Origin of the sequence: Rathayibacter sp. VKM Ac-2856 (assembly GCF_013205055.1) — a bacterium.
Taxonomy (GTDB): Bacteria; Actinomycetota; Actinomycetes; order Actinomycetales; family Microbacteriaceae; genus Rathayibacter.
Genome location: NZ_JABMLF010000001.1, coordinates 570,973 through 584,660, shown reverse-complemented (window position 1 = coordinate 584,660; position 13,688 = coordinate 570,973). Strand labels below are relative to the sequence as shown.

Below are 13,688 nucleotides of genomic sequence, written 5' to 3'. Positions count from 1 at the left end.
GGGCTGCTCGATCAGCAGGGGTCCGCCTCATGCTGGTCGAGTAACCCCGCCGGGGCGTATCGAGACCCACCACCGTCACCACGAGAGCCGTGCAGTCCGCCCGCCGCGAGGTCTAGCGTGAAGGCATGACAACCGCTTCTTCGCGCCCCGTCCGCATCGGCGTCCAGATCGCTCCGCAGCACGTCTCCTACGAGGTCATCCGCGACACGCTCGCCGAGCTCGAGGACATCGGCGTCGACATCGCCTTCAACTGGGACCACTTCTACCCGCTCTCCGGCGAGCCCGACGGCCTGCACTTCGAGGGCTGGAGCATGCTCGCCGCCTGGGCCGAGCAGACCAGCCGCATCGAGTTCGGCCCGCTCGTCACCTGCAACACCTACCGCAACCCCGACCTGCTCGCCGACATGGCCCGCACCGTCGACCACATCAGCGCCAAGGGCGCCGAGGGCCGCCTGATCTTCGGCATCGGCTCCGGCTGGTTCGAGCGCGACTACCAGGAGTACGGCTACGAGTTCGGCACGGCCGGCTCGCGCCTCGACGAGCTCTCGGAGGCGATGCCCCGCATCCGCGCCCGGTGGGAGAAGCTCAACCCCGCGCCCACCCGCGACATCCCCGTGATGATCGGCGGCGGCGGCGAGAAGAAGACCCTCCGCATCGTCGCGGAGCACGCCGACATCTGGCACAGCTTCTCCGACGTCCCCACCCTCGAGCGCAAGCTCGGCGTGCTCGGCGAGTGGTGCTCGCGCGTCGACCGCGACCTCGACGCCATCGAGATCTCGACCGGCGCGAGCGTCCGCGGGGGAGTGGGCGACGCCTCCTTCGGCGTCCTCGACCAGCAGTTCGACCTCGGCGCGCGCCTGTTCACGCTCGGCATCACCGGCCCGGACATCGACCTCCAGCCGGTGCGCGACCTGCTGTCCTGGCGCGACGGCAAGAACAGCACCACGCGCTGAGCGGATCCCCGGGATCAGCCGGGCGCGTCCGTCGCCCGCTGATCACCGGGGATCTCCTGCGCGAGGCCGGACTTCTCCGCGGCGAGGACGAAGGCGTCGGCCAGCGCGACCTGACCCTCGGCGGTCGGGTGCACGCCGTCCTCGGCCAGGAGGCCGTCGGGGCGCAGGGGGTCCGGGTACTCCAGCGCGATGCCGCCCGCCGCCTCGACGTCCTGGACGAGCGCCGCGTCGTAGGCGTTCAGGTCCTCGGGCCGCGGATCCGGGCCCCAGACCGAGTCGAGTGCGATCAGCCGCGCCGACGGCGACGCCTCGGCGATCGCCTCGACCGCCGGCCCCATCGCGTCCGCGACCTCCTCAGGGGTCCAGCCCAGGTCGTTGCTGCTCGCGATCAGCACGATCGCGTCGGGCCGGGTGTCGGCGATCTCCTCGGCCCGGTCGCCGATCGCGACGCCGCAGTCGCCGGGCTCGATGAAGCCGCCGCCGTCGCAGCCGAGGTTGACGACGCTCCAGCCCAGGTCGTCGCCGACGAGCGCCGGCCACGCCTGCCCGGGCTCGAGCCCCAGGCCGCGGACGATGCTGTCGCCGACGATCGTCACGCGCGAGCCGGCCGGCAGGGCGCCGCCGAGGGCGAGCGGCGCGGAGTCGGACAGCGGGTCCGGGGTCGGCGACGGCCAGGCGCTCGCGGAGGAGGAGGCGCTGGGTGCGGTGCTGGCTCCGGTGCTCCCGCTCGTGGCGCTCGAGCAGCCGGCCAGCGCCAGGGCGCCGGCGCCGAGCAGGGCCGCGCCGGCCAGCAGCCGCCTCGTCATGCCCGCGGGTCCTGGAGCCCGTCGCGCAGCTCGCCGGCCAGCGCGCGGACCACGGCCTTCAGATCCCCGTCGTTCGCGGCCGCCGTCCGCAGCTGGCGCTGGTAGCTCGCCCCGGCGACGAGGATGAGCTCGACGTCCGCCAGCTCCGCCGTGCAGTCCAGGCGCTCGGCCACCGGCGCGAGCGTCTCGAGCAGATCGCGGATGTCGTCGGTCACGAGCCGCTCGTTGCCGGCCGCGTCGAGGATGATCTCCGCGTCGAGTCCGTAGCGCGCCGCGCGCCACTTGTTCTCCCGGACGTACCAGGGCTGCATGGTCGCGAGGGTCTCGCCCTCGTCGAGCTTCGTCGACAGGTGCTCCACCAGGCACTGGATGAGCGCCGCGACCGCGCCGATCTCCTCCGGCGAGGACAGGCCGTCGCAGGCCCGCATCTCGATCGTCCCCCACTGCGGCGAGGGGCGGATGTCCCAGCGGACCTCGGTGTGGTCGTCGATGACGCCGGTGCGCATCATGTCATCGACGTACTCCTCGTAGTTCGCCCAGGCGCCGAACTGCGGCGGCAGCCCCGCTGTGGGCAGCTGCTGGAACATCAGCGCGCGGTTCGAGGCGTAGCCCGTGTCGACCCCGCCCCAGAACGGGCTGGACGCCGAGAGCGCCTGGAGGTGCGGGTAGTAGTCGAGGAGCGAGTTGAGGATCGTGAGGACCTTGTCGCGGTCCTCGATGCCCACGTGCACGTGGATGCCCCAGATCATCATGTTCCGGCCCCACCACTGGGTCCGGTCGATCAGCCGGTGGTAGCGCTCCTTGTCGGTGATGGTCTGGTCGTACCACTGGGCGAACGGGTGCGAGCCCGAGCAGACCAGGTCCAGGCCCATCGGATCGGTGATCTCGCGCACCTGGCGCAGCTGGTCCTGCAGATCGGCGACGGCGTCGCGGACGGTGCGGTGCACACCGGAGACCAGCTCGACGGTGTTCTTCAACAGCTCGCCGGTGATCCGCGGGTGCGGCGACCCGTCCTCGCCGCGGAGGGCCTCGAGCACGACGTCGGCGACATTGGCGAGGTCGCCCGTCTGCCGGTCGACGATGGCGACCTCCCACTCGATCCCGAGGGTGGAGCGGTCGGATTCGGCGAAGGTGATCTCCATGACGGCGTCCTCGTCAGTCCGGCGTCCACCGGGTCGGGACGCGCCCCCACATCCTCGCACCCGGGCCGGTGCGGAAGCCGCGGGTCGGTCGTCCCGTGTCGGCGCCGCGCGGCGCGGGTTTTTCTGGCAGAATGATCCGTCGGGTCCGAGGCGGTCGACCCTCTACTCACCGCCGAAGAAACCCCCTCGAGCTTCCGGCCGGGTGTGCCCCCACGCTCACGGCTCAGTTCATCCATCATCGACCTCACGGTCAACGACCACACAGGAGAATTGTGGCTGTCAAGATTCGTCTGAAGCGCCTCGGCAAGATCCGAGCGCCCTACTACCGCATCGTCGTCGCCGACTCGCGCACCAAGCGCGACGGCCGCGTGATCGAGGAGATCGGTCAGTACCACCCGACCGAGCAGCCCTCGTTCATCAAGGTCGACTCGGAGCGCGCGCAGTACTGGCTCGGAGTCGGCGCGCAGCCGACCGAGCAGGTCGCCGCGATCCTCAAGCTGACCGGCGACTGGGGCCGCTTCAAGGGCGACGCCGACGCCGTCAGCACCGTCCAGGTGAAGGAGACCAAGGCTCCGTTCGTCGTCGACGCGAAGAAGAAGCCGGTCCTCAAGCCGAAGTCCGAGGCTCCCGCCAAGGCCACCGCGCCCGAGGCGCCCGCCGCCGACGAAGCCTCCACCGAGGCGTAGTCCGTGCTCGCTCCCGCCGTCGAACACCTCGTCAAGGGGATCGTCGAGAACCCCGATGAGGTCAAGGTCGTGGCTACGAGCTCCCCGCGCGGAGAGGTCCTCGAGGTGCGCGTGCACCCCGAGGACCTCGGCCGCGTGATCGGACGTTCCGGTCGCACCGCCAAGGCCGTCCGCACTCTCGTCGCTGCCCTCGCCGACGGGCGACGCGTGCGCGTCGACGTCGTCGACACCGACAAGTAGGGTGGCGGCCCCCGCAGCGGGCACGACGCAGCTCCGCGTCGCCCGACTCACCAAGGCCCACGGGCTGAAGGGTGCGATCAAGCTCGAGCTCTACACCGACGAGCCCGACAAGCGCTTCACGCCCGGCGCGACCTTCACGCTCCAGGTGCCCCGCACCTCCGAGTGGCACGGCAAGAAGCTCGAGCTCGTCGAGCTGCGCTGGTACAACAGCCACCCCGTCGCCTTCTTCAAGGGCATCGCCGACCGCGACGCCGCCGAGACCCTCCTCAAGGCGATCCTCTGGATCGACGAGGCGGTGCAGACCGAGCCCGGCGACGACGACTCCTGGTACGACTACCAGCTGGTCGGCATGTCCGTCGTGCGCGACGGCCGCGAGGTCGGCGTCGTCCGCCGCGTCGACCACTTCCCCGCGCAGGACCTCCTCATCGTCGGCACCCCCGCGGGCGAGGTCATGGTGCCGTTCGTGAACGCGATCGTGCCCTCCGTCGACCCGGTCGCCGGTGTCGTCACCGTCACTCCGCCGATCGGTCTCTTCGAGGAGGCTCCCGAGGAGGAGCCCGCCGAGGTGGACCTCAGCGGCGTCGACCTCCTAGACCCCGAGCTGGCCGCGGCCGCTCCGGTTGAGGAGGAGGACGAATCCGACTCGAGCGATGCCGACTCGAGCGATGCCGACGCGACCGATTCCGCGTCGATCGACGCCGGCGCCGAGCCCGCTGTCGCGACCCCGGACTCCCAGGAGGAGCCGCGGTCGTGAAGATCGACATCGTCACGATCTTCCCGGAGTTCTTCGGCGTCCTCGACATCAGCCTGCTCGGGCGTGCGCGCCAGAGCGGGCTGATCGAGCTCGGCGTGCACGACCTCCGCTCGTTCACCCACGACCGGCACCGCACCGTCGACGACACTCCCTACGGCGGCGGCGCCGGCATGGTGATGCGACCGGAGCCGTGGGGCGAGGCGTTCGACGCGATCCTCGAACCCGTGACGGACCCGCTGGTGATCTTCCCCTCACCCGCCGGCGAGGTCTTCACCCAGGCCACCGCGCGCGAGCTCGCGCAGGAGTCGTCCCTCGTCTTCGGCTGCGGCCGCTACGAGGGCATCGACCAGCGCGTCGTCGACCACACGGCCGAGCGCGCCCGCGTGCGGATGATCAGCCTCGGCGACTACGTCCTCAACGGGGGAGAGGTCGCCGTGATGGCGATGATCGAGGCCGTCGGCCGCCTCGTGCCCGGCGTCGTCGGCAACCCCGCGAGCCTGGTCGAGGAGAGCCACTCCGACGGACTCCTCGAGTACCCCAGCTACACCAAGCCCGCGTCCTGGCGCGGCCTCGACGTCCCCCCGGTGCTGCTCAGCGGCAACCACGGAGCGATCGCCGCCTGGCGCCACGAGCAGAGCGTCGAGCGCACCCGCCGCGTCCGCCCCGAGCTCCTGCCCTGACCTGACCCCTCCCCGCGAGATGCCACTTGCGCACGCTTCTCACGGCGTGTCGCGCTCATAAGTGGCATCTCGCGTCTGCGCGCCTGACTCGATCCGATCGTGCGAGATGCCACTTGTGCACGCTTTTCACGGCGTGTCGCGCTCATAAGTGGCATCTCGCGACGGCGGGGGTCAGGGCTCGCGGGCGAGGGCGAGGGTGAGGTGGCGGTCGCGGAGGGCGAGGAAGAGCGGGAAGGCGAACGCCAGGGCGACCAGCGGCGCGAGCAGGACGAGGATCCAGACGCGCTTCATCCCGATGCGGCGGCCCTCGGCGATCATGAAGGCGACGGCGGCGATCGCGACCACCAGCAGGTCCGTCGTGATCGACGAGACCGCCGGACCACCGCTCGCGAGATCGCCGAGGAAGTCGACGCTCTCGAGCACCGCCCGGACGTTGTAGGTCCAGGTGCCGACGAGTCCGGCCACCGCGAGCAGCAGGTAGACCACCGCGCTCGGTGTCCAGCCGTGCCGCAGCCGGCTCATCGGGCCACCGCCGCGGACGCGCGACGGATCGCGACGACCGCCGCGACCACGAGGACGAGCGTCACCGCACCGCCCGCCGCGAGCGTCAGCGGGTCCGGAGCGACGATCGACTGACCGCGCAGCGCCTGCCAGCAGGTCAGCGCGACGAGGGCGGACCAGCCGAGCACGGCGATCCCGACCAGCCGCAGCCGGAGCGTCGCGTCCCGGAGCAGCGGCACCCGCGTGCGGAGCCGCGCCAGCGCGAAGGCGAGCAGCGGCAGCCCCTGCAGCGCGTGCATCCCGACGAAGTGCGGGATGCGGAGGTCACCGCCGGTGGTGCTCCAGCCGAGCAGCGGCAGCCCCGGGCCGCCGTCGTCCACGCCGACCGCGTGGGCGCCGACGACGCCCTGGTAGTCGGAGATCTGCGCCGCGGTCGGCCCGGTCATCAGGAACGCGAGCGCCATCCCGACGAGACCGATCACGAGACCGGCGCGCACCGCGAGAGTCACGGATCGGTCGGCCAGCGGCACCCCTGCGAGGAGTCCCGCGAGGACCAGCGTGACCAGCCAGACCGCGACGATCGACACCGCCATCGCCGCCCAGAGCGCGGAATGCAGGGGGGTGGTGACGTTGAAGTGGCTCGTGACGCCCACCGCGGCGGCGCCGGCGATGACGACCATCTCGATGCCGAGTCCGGCGACGGCGACCGTGCCGAGCAGCCGTGCGAGCCGGCGGCGCCGCTCGGGGACGAGGCCGATCAGCCACGCGAGCGTCAGCGCGTACACCGCGATCGAGAGGCAGAACTTCAGCGGCTTCGCCCAGAGCGGCTGACCGCCGAGCTCGCGGGGATCGACGAGCAGGAGGACGAGGCAGGCCAGGACGCCGACGGCCATCGCCGCGGCGAGGACGACGAGCGGATGGTGCGGTCGGGCGGGCGACTCGGCCGTGCGGGCCGGGTGCTGGATAGTGGCGGTCATCGCGCCGCCTCCGCGCTGTCGTGCGTCGCGCTGTCCTCGGAGGCGGGCGCGGGGTGCTGGCTCTTACCGAACCTCCGCTGCGTCTCGCGCGCCTGGGCGACGCGGCGCATCGACTGCAGCACGACGTCGCCCAGTGCCGTTCCCACCGCGGCGATGGACGTCTGCTCGCTCACACTGGTCCGCGCCTCGAGCTCGTCCAGGTCCGCGCTCGCGACGATCTCGGCGGCGCGGGCGTAGGCCTCGAGCCACGCCGGCGTCATGCCGCCGCTGGAGAGCTCCAGCGCATCCAGTGCCCGGGCCGCCGTCCGCACGGCGGGGTGCTCGCAGTACTCGACGCCGACCCGCGCGCGGACCCGCTCGAGCGAGTCGGCCGAGGCCGGCGCCTCCGAGTCGACGTTCGCCGACACGACGTCCTGCGCCACCTCGAACGCGTAGGCCGGGGGAGCGTCCTCGTCCAGGACGGCCGTGATCCGCTTCGCGCCGGCGATGCCGACACCGCCGCTCTCGATCAGCGCCCGGAGCAGGCGGAGCCGGGCGAGGTGGGCGTCGCCGTACTCCGAGCGCTGCGGCCCGGAGGCCGTGCCCGGAGGCAGCAGCCCCTCGCGGATGTAGTACTTGATGGTGGGCAGGCTGACACCGCTGAGGTGGCTGAGCTCCGAGACGCGCATGCGGATAGTATTGCTATCCGATACTGGCGCTGTCCACCAGTTCTTACAAAGAAGTCCCGGACGGCGTCAGTCGCGGGCGGAGAGGACGATGTTGCCGGTCTCCGTGATGGCGATGGTGTGCTCCATGTGCGCTCCGCGCGAGCCGTCGCGGCTGCGGAGGGTCCAGCCGTCCTTGTCCGTGTAGATCTCGTCCGTGCTCTGCAGGAACCACGGCTCGATCGCGATGACGAGGCCCGGGCGCAGGGGGTAGCCACGGCCGGCGCGGCCGTCGTTGGGGATGTGCGGGTCGCCGTGCATCGTGCGGCCGACGCCGTGACCGCCGAAGTCGGTGTTGATGCTGAGGCCCTCGGCGTGCGCCACCGCGGCGATGGCGGCGGAGATGTCGCCGATCTTCTTCCCCGGCTGAGCGGCGGCGATGCCGGCCTCGAGCGCGCGGGTCGTGGTGTCGACCAGCTTCTGATCCTGCGCGCGCGACGTGCCCACGGAGACGGTCAGCGCGGAGTCGGCGACCCAGCCGTTCACCGAGGCGGCGAAGTCGAGGGTCAGCAGATCGCCGTCGCGCAGGCGGTAGTCGAAGGGCAGGCCGTGCAGGACCGCGTCGTTGACCGAGGTGCAGAGCACCTTGCCGAAGGGGCTGGCGCCGAACGAGGGGTGGTAGTCGATGTAGCAGGACTCCGCGCCGGCCGAGCGGATCATGTCGTGCGCGAGGCGGTCGAGCTCGAGCAGGTTGACGCCCACGGCCGCGGCGGCCGACGTCGCCTTCAGCACCTCGGCGACGAAGCGGCCGGCCGGGCGCATCTCCTCGATCTCGGCGGGTGTGCGCAGCTCGATCATGCTGATCCTCTCGGTGGTCGCTGAGGCGTTCTTCAGCGGTCGTGGGTACCGTCGGTGCATGCGCACGAGACGGGCTTTCGGTTCCTGGCTGTACCCGGCGGCGGTCGTCCTGCCGCTCTGGATCCTCCTGGGGTACGGACTCTTCGGGGGATCGAGCGGCTGGACCGTGCTCGGCCTGGTCATCGCTCTCCCTATTCTGGCGGTCGCTCTGGCCGTGGTGGCGAGCATCGTGGCGTTTCGGGTGACCGTGCGGCCCTCGCGGACGCCCGCGTGGGGCGATGTCGCGACACTGGGCGCGTGGCACGCGTCGCTGATCGCGTTCGGCTTCTTCCCTCCCGGCGCCTGGGCGCTCGGACTGCTCTCGATCCTGCTGGGTGTCGTCGCCTTCGGGCACTCTGTGTGGCGCTTCTTCACGGATGCGCGCGCCACGCTGCTCGCGTTCGCCGCGGCGGCCGAGGTGCAGGCCCAGGGCGGCCCGCGCCCCGTGGAGGAGGAGCGCTACGACCCGGACCGCCCCCAGGACGGCCAGACGATCGTCCTCTGAGGCCGAGCGCCGCCGACAGCGCGCCCGCGACGCTCCACCCGTTCCTCACAAGTTGCGGTAATCGCGCTCGACTACCGCAACTTCTGCGTACTGGCGGGAACCCGACCGGCGACCCCGGCGTCGAGCCATCGAAAGTTGCGGTAGTCGCGGCCGACTACCGCAACTTCTGCGCAGTCAGGGAGGCTGTTCCGCTACCGCACCGCCCGTCGCTTTGACGGGCGCTCCGGCGGCATGGCAGAATGAGCGCTTGTGCCTCGCGCAGGCTCTGCCACAGGGGAGCCGCGACGACGTGGGCACGACCGACTTCCATCAACGAAACGGTGTTCGACCTGTGGCGGGCACGGAGAGCGATACAGCATGCACATCCTCGACTCACTCGATGCGGCGTCACTCCGCACCGACATCCCCGAGTTCCGCGCCGGCGACACCGTCAAGGTGCACGTCAACATCGTCGAGGGCACCCGCTCGCGCATCCAGATCTTCCAGGGCGTCGTGATCGGCCGCTCCAACGAGGGCGTCCGCGAGACCTTCACGGTCCGCAAGGTCAGCTTCCAGGTCGGCGTCGAGCGCACCTTCCCGGTCCACTCCCCGGTGATCGACCACATCGAGGTCGTCACCCGCGGTGACGTGCGTCGCGCGAAGCTCTACTACCTCCGCAACCTCCGCGGCAAGAAGGCGAAGATCAAGGAGAAGCGCGACGCCTGAGCGGCGTCCGAACAGCTCTTCCCGGACCCCGGCCCATCTATGATGGACCGGGGTCCGACCCTTTTCCGGGACGCAACGACCCGGTGATCCACAGATCGGCGCTGCACCGCGCGGGTCGACCACAGTAGGGGCCACGGCACGCGATGACAGACAGCACGGCCCCCGTGACCCTCCCGCACGAGGGCGGCCGTCACTCCGCCGATCCGGACGGCGAGCACCGTCCCCGCCGCCGCCGCGGGGTGCTCCTCTTCCTCCGCGACGTGCTGATCATCGTCGTCGTCGCGGTCCTCGTGTCGTTCCTCGTGAAGACGTTCCTCATCCGCTCGTTCTACATCCCGTCCTCCTCGATGGAGCAGACGCTGGTCGAGAACGACCGGATCCTCGTGAACGAGCTGGTTCCCGGCGTCGTCCCGATCTCCCGCGGCGACGTGGTCGTCTTCCGCGATCCGGGCGGCTGGCTCTCGCCGTCGACCGAGCCCGACGTGCCCGCCTTCCAGGCCGCGATCGACTCGGCCCTCGCGCTCGTCGGCCTCACCGCGCCGGACAGCAACGACCACCTGATCAAGCGCGTGATCGGCCTGCCCGGCGACCACGTCACCTGCTGCACGCCGCTCGGCCAGGTCGAGATCAACGGCAACCCCATCTCGGAGCCGTACGTGAAGCTGCCCGACGGCGTCCAGGCGGTCTCGGCGACCCCGTTCGACGTGGTCGTGCCCGAGGGGTCGCTCTGGGTGATGGGCGACAACCGCTACAACTCCGCCGACTCCCGCTACAACACCGACAAGCCCGGCAACGGCTTCGTGCCGATCGACAACGTCGTCGGCCGCGCGATCCTGGTCACCTGGCCGGTGCAGCAGTGGGCCTGGCTGGACGACTACCCGTCGGTCTTCCGCGGGGTCGACACCGAGGCGTCCGACGAGCAGTCGGAGGACGACCGGGCGACCGCGGGCGAGCGCTAGATGGTCGTCGCCGAGCCGGACCTCCGTGAGGAGCGCCGGCTGTTCCGCCAGGGCTACGAGAGCGTCATCGGCTGCGACGAGGTCGGTCGCGGCGCGATCGCGGGCCCGGTGTCCGTCGGTGTCGTCGCGATCGGGTCGCGCTGCGGCCGCTTCCCCGAGGGCCTGCGCGACTCGAAGATGCTCGCCCCGGCCCGCCGCGAGGCGCTGCTGCCCGGCGTCGTGAAGTGGGTGTCCGGCTGGGCGATCGGCGAGTCCTCCGCCGACGAGATCGACGACACGGGGATCATCGCCGGCCTCGGCCGCGCCGCCTCCCGCGGCATCGAGCGCCTCGTCGACCAGGGCGTGGACCTCGCGCGCTCGGTCGTCCTGCTCGACGGCAAGCACGACTGGCTGACGCCCGCGCTCGGCCCCTGGGCGGCGGAGCTGACGATCGTCACCCGAGTGAAGGCCGACCGCGATTGCGCCTCCGTCTCGGCCGCGTCCGTGCTGGCGAAGGTCGGGCGCGACGGGCAGATGGTGCGCCACCACGACGAGTTCGCCGACTACGCCTGGGACAGCAACAAGGGCTACGGCAGCGCCGCGCACTGGGCCGGCCTCGAGCGGGTCGGTCCGTCACCGCTGCACCGGGTCACCTGGCTGTCGCGCTCGCGCGAGGCCGACCCCGTCTCGGCCTAGCGCGGTCCCGGCGCCGGGCGCCGTCGCGTAGAATCGTCTGACGATGGATGAGGACGAGTTCGAGGACTACGACCGCGAGGTCGAGCTGGCACTGTACCGGGAGTACCGCGACGTCGTCTCGCAGTTCTCGTACGTCGTCGAGACCGAGCGGCGCTTCTACCTCGCCAACGAGGTCGAGCTGGTCCGCCGCGACACCGAGCACGACTTCTACTTCGAGCTGACCATGCGCGACGTGTGGGTCTGGGACGTCTACCGCTCCGACCGCTTCGTGAAGTCCGTCCGCGTCCTCACCTTCAAGGACGTCAACGTCGAGGAGCTCTCCCGCAAGGAGTTCGAGCTCCCGAAGGAGCTCGCCCTCGACGAGTAGGGCCCCGCGCCTGCTCGCCGCGCCGCGGAGCGCTTTCAGCGTCAGGTTCTCGTCCTGAGGAGCGCTTGCAGCGCGCGATCGTCTTTTGGAGGAGTGCGCTAGCGCTCGGCGCCGCCTCCTGCCGCGCGGGTACCGGTGTCGCAGCTCGACTTCGCGGACGTGATCGGCAACGAGGAGGCGGCCTCCGCGATGGTCGCGGCGGCCGCGGGTGGCCATCACGTGTTCCTGCTCGGTCCGCCTGGGGCGGGGAAGACGATGCTCGCCTCGCGCCTGCCGGGGATCCTGCCCGATCTGGACGACGAGGCCGCGCTCGAGGCGACGTGCATGCGCTCGCTCGTCGGCGAGGACACCGGCGGCAGGCTGGTGCGTCGCCCGCCGTTCGAGAGCCCGCACCACTCCGCCTCCGCCGCAGCGATCGTCGGCGGCGGGAGCGGCAGGATCCGACCGGGAGCCGTCGCGCGCGCCACCAGGGGAGTGCTGTTCCTCGACGAGGCGTGGAGTAGCGAAGTACCCCACGCTGACAGGAGCTGTGCGCTGCGCTGTCGGTGTTTCCTGCCAGGATCGGGCCCATGACACCCGAAGAGTGGCGGACGCACGCAGAACGGCTGATTGAGGCCCTGGACAGCCCGAACGCCGCCGACTGGCTTGCCTCGATCGCCACCGTCCTAGCAGCCGTCGTCGCCGTAATTGCTCTCATTGTCGCCATCCTCGCCGGTCGAGGTCAGATCAACGAGGCGAGAGAAGCACGGGCGCTCACGGCGAAGCTGGACCGAGATCGATCGCAGCCCTCAGTCGTGATGTTCATGGAGCCGAGCGTCGCTTCTATGGCTCTCCTAGACATCGTCATCAAGAACTTCGGCCTCACGCCCGCACGAGACGTTCGGGTACAGATCGAGCCATGGCCAGAGATGGCGAGGGGCGAAGGAAGCTCGACGAGGACGAAGATTCCGATTCCCGAGGTCATCCCGATGCTTGCTCCTGGGCAGGAGTGGCGAGCCATGTGGGACAACGGGATTGTTCGAAAGAAGACCGACCTGCCGGAGGTGCATAAGGGAACTGTCTCGTACTCGGGCATTGATGGAGAAGAGCTAAGTACTCCCTCGACTATGGACTGGTCCATCTACATGAAACGCCGTGTTGTCACCCTTTATACAGTTCACGACGCCGCAAAGGGATTGAAAGGTATAGCCGATTCCATCAAGAAGGTCAGTCACAACGGTCTTGATGTAATGGCGAGGAACGGTGACAATAGAGACGTCCTGCAAGAAGTCGATTTCTACGATCGAGAGATGTTGGAGCATCGGCGTGACCCGGAGAACTGGCCAGCGCCCGACCCGGTGGCCGGTTGGATCAGGGCACGAGCTTCGCAGATACGAGGAAAGAAGCGTCGGCGATAGGACTCTCATCCTCGACCTTCAACGGAACACCGCTCTTCTGAGTGGAGCACGTGCGAGCACTCCTGGCAGCGGTTCAGGCAGACCGTGACGGCGGAGAACGACCGGTTTAGAGGATCGGCCTGGTTTGCTGTGCTGGGTTGCACACGGTGCAAGGCGAAGGTGCTGGTGGACTACATGGTGGAGGCGCACCAGTAGGCTCCAAGCATGGCTGACCCCACTGCTGGCATCGGTTCCGTCGCTGACTGGGTGAGCGGGATCGGCACGCTGGCTGCCGTCTTCGTCGCTCTGTTCCTGTACTGGCGAGAGCAGAAAGACAAGAAGAACAAGTACATCGATAACATCGTCATCGGCTCAGACGTCACGGAGGCGGGTCCCGACGATGACCTCTTCAGCGTCCAGGTGAGGCTAGTAAACACTGGCGGTGGGGTGATTCCCTATGCTGCTGTGTTGGGGGAACCAGGGATCGAAGGCAACAAGATCCTTCGCCTGTACGTCAAAAAGCCGTCATCCAGCCCTAACCGTAGCGTGCTGGGCTACTATTGGGACCCGATCATCCAGCCTGGTACCGAGTCGCAAGTGACCTATGAGTATCCGGTAGGCACGCCTGTCGGTGAGTATCTGCTGGTTCTTCAAGATGCCGCTGGAACAACGTGGTTCAGAGAAGTGCGGAGGAAGAAGTACATTTCCCGCAGCGAAGCATTCAGCAGGTATCCTGCTCTGACGGATGGTTCTGTTCACCTGACTGGCGATGTGCTATAACAGTGGTATTTGCAAGACGCCCCAACACAACCGGAGAAGCG

General features: G+C 69.7%; 17 protein-coding genes and 2 pseudogenes. 13 read left to right on the top strand and 6 right to left on the bottom strand.

Going from position 1 to position 13,688, the window contains the following annotated elements:
• Positions 1-125 precede the first annotated feature (125 nt).
• Positions 126-953 (top strand): LLM class F420-dependent oxidoreductase, encoded by an 828-nt coding sequence (locus HQQ82_RS02735; protein ID WP_173231542.1) that lies wholly within the window; start codon positions 126-128, stop codon positions 951-953.
• Between the two features lie 14 nt (positions 954-967).
• Here the strand turns inward: HQQ82_RS02735 and HQQ82_RS02730 are convergent, their stop codons facing one another.
• Together HQQ82_RS02730 and HQQ82_RS02725 are read right to left on the bottom strand one after the other, a co-directional pair.
• A complete protein-coding gene (locus tag HQQ82_RS02730) occupies positions 968-1,759 on the bottom strand; it encodes an SGNH/GDSL hydrolase family protein (RefSeq protein WP_173231541.1) in 792 nt (263 codons plus the stop codon).
• On the bottom strand, positions 1,756-2,901 hold the full coding sequence (locus tag HQQ82_RS02725; protein ID WP_173231540.1) for a glutamate--cysteine ligase: 1,146 nt from the start codon (positions 2,899-2,901) through the stop codon (positions 1,756-1,758). The genes HQQ82_RS02730 and HQQ82_RS02725 overlap by 4 nt, the downstream gene beginning before the upstream one ends.
• A 272-nt stretch (positions 2,902-3,173) precedes the next feature.
• On the opposite strand from HQQ82_RS02725, the gene rpsP reads away from it, so the two are divergent.
• The 4 genes and pseudogenes from rpsP to trmD all read left to right on the top strand — a co-directional run bounded on the left by rpsP (position 3,174) and on the right by trmD (position 5,261).
• Positions 3,174-3,587, top strand: coding sequence for a 30S ribosomal protein S16 (gene rpsP, locus HQQ82_RS02720; protein ID WP_173231539.1), 414 nt, complete (start codon positions 3,174-3,176; stop codon positions 3,585-3,587).
• A gap of 3 nt (positions 3,588-3,590) precedes the next feature.
• Positions 3,591-3,827, top strand: coding sequence for an RNA-binding protein (locus HQQ82_RS02715; protein ID WP_123445714.1), 237 nt, complete (start codon positions 3,591-3,593; stop codon positions 3,825-3,827).
• A gap of 1 nt (position 3,828) precedes the next feature.
• Positions 3,829-4,386, top strand: a pseudogene (gene rimM / locus HQQ82_RS19730) (ribosome maturation factor RimM); the annotation flags it as partial.
• A 191-nt stretch (positions 4,387-4,577) separates the two neighbouring features.
• Positions 4,578-5,261 carry a tRNA (guanosine(37)-N1)-methyltransferase TrmD gene (gene trmD, locus HQQ82_RS02705; protein WP_173231537.1) on the top strand — a complete coding sequence of 228 codons (684 nt, stop codon included), beginning with the start codon at positions 4,578-4,580 and terminating at the stop codon, positions 5,259-5,261.
• A gap of 171 nt (positions 5,262-5,432) precedes the next feature.
• Here the strand turns inward: trmD and HQQ82_RS02700 are convergent, their stop codons facing one another.
• The 4 genes from HQQ82_RS02700 to map form a co-directional block, all read right to left on the bottom strand.
• A complete protein-coding gene (locus HQQ82_RS02700; RefSeq protein ID WP_173231536.1) occupies positions 5,433-5,783 on the bottom strand; it encodes a DUF2834 domain-containing protein in 351 nt (116 codons plus the stop codon).
• Positions 5,780-6,739 carry a hypothetical protein gene (locus HQQ82_RS02695; protein WP_173231535.1) on the bottom strand — a complete coding sequence of 320 codons (960 nt, stop codon included), beginning with the start codon at positions 6,737-6,739 and terminating at the stop codon, positions 5,780-5,782. The genes HQQ82_RS02700 and HQQ82_RS02695 overlap by 4 nt, the downstream gene beginning before the upstream one ends.
• Positions 6,736-7,407: a MerR family transcriptional regulator gene (locus HQQ82_RS02690; RefSeq protein ID WP_173231534.1), complete on the bottom strand. Its 672-nt coding sequence runs from the start codon at positions 7,405-7,407 to the stop codon at positions 6,736-6,738. The genes HQQ82_RS02695 and HQQ82_RS02690 overlap by 4 nt, the downstream gene beginning before the upstream one ends.
• Positions 7,408-7,473: 66 nt before the next feature.
• Positions 7,474-8,241 carry a type I methionyl aminopeptidase gene (gene map / locus HQQ82_RS02685; RefSeq protein ID WP_173231533.1) on the bottom strand — a complete coding sequence of 256 codons (768 nt, stop codon included), beginning with the start codon at positions 8,239-8,241 and terminating at the stop codon, positions 7,474-7,476.
• Positions 8,242-8,299: 58 nt separating this feature from the next.
• Here map and HQQ82_RS02680 point away from each other — a divergent pair, with 58 nt between their 5' ends.
• The 8 genes and pseudogenes from HQQ82_RS02680 to HQQ82_RS02645 all read left to right on the top strand — a co-directional run bounded on the left by HQQ82_RS02680 (position 8,300) and on the right by HQQ82_RS02645 (position 13,647).
• Positions 8,300-8,785, top strand: a complete 486-nt coding sequence (locus HQQ82_RS02680) for a hypothetical protein (protein WP_173231532.1) — start codon at positions 8,300-8,302, stop codon at positions 8,783-8,785.
• Positions 8,786-9,142: 357 nt separating this feature from the next.
• Positions 9,143-9,490: a 50S ribosomal protein L19 gene (rplS, locus tag HQQ82_RS02675; protein WP_159985112.1), complete on the top strand. Its 348-nt coding sequence runs from the start codon at positions 9,143-9,145 to the stop codon at positions 9,488-9,490.
• 143 nt (positions 9,491-9,633) lie between these two features.
• Positions 9,634-10,449 carry a signal peptidase I gene (lepB, locus tag HQQ82_RS02670; RefSeq protein ID WP_173231531.1) on the top strand — a complete coding sequence of 272 codons (816 nt, stop codon included), beginning with the start codon at positions 9,634-9,636 and terminating at the stop codon, positions 10,447-10,449.
• Positions 10,450-11,124 (top strand): ribonuclease HII, encoded by a 675-nt coding sequence (locus HQQ82_RS02665; RefSeq protein WP_173231530.1) that lies wholly within the window; start codon positions 10,450-10,452, stop codon positions 11,122-11,124.
• Between the two features lie 43 nt (positions 11,125-11,167).
• Positions 11,168-11,491 carry a DUF2469 family protein gene (locus HQQ82_RS02660; RefSeq protein ID WP_056044100.1) on the top strand — a complete coding sequence of 108 codons (324 nt, stop codon included), beginning with the start codon at positions 11,168-11,170 and terminating at the stop codon, positions 11,489-11,491.
• A gap of 147 nt (positions 11,492-11,638) precedes the next feature.
• Positions 11,639-11,986: pseudogene (locus HQQ82_RS02655) on the top strand (ATP-binding protein); the annotation flags it as partial.
• Positions 11,987-12,060: 74 nt separating this feature from the next.
• A complete protein-coding gene (locus tag HQQ82_RS02650; RefSeq protein ID WP_173231529.1) occupies positions 12,061-12,888 on the top strand; it encodes a hypothetical protein in 828 nt (275 codons plus the stop codon).
• 204 nt (positions 12,889-13,092) lie between these two features.
• Positions 13,093-13,647 carry a hypothetical protein gene (locus HQQ82_RS02645; protein WP_173231528.1) on the top strand — a complete coding sequence of 185 codons (555 nt, stop codon included), beginning with the start codon at positions 13,093-13,095 and terminating at the stop codon, positions 13,645-13,647.
• Positions 13,648-13,688: the final 41 nt, after the last annotated feature.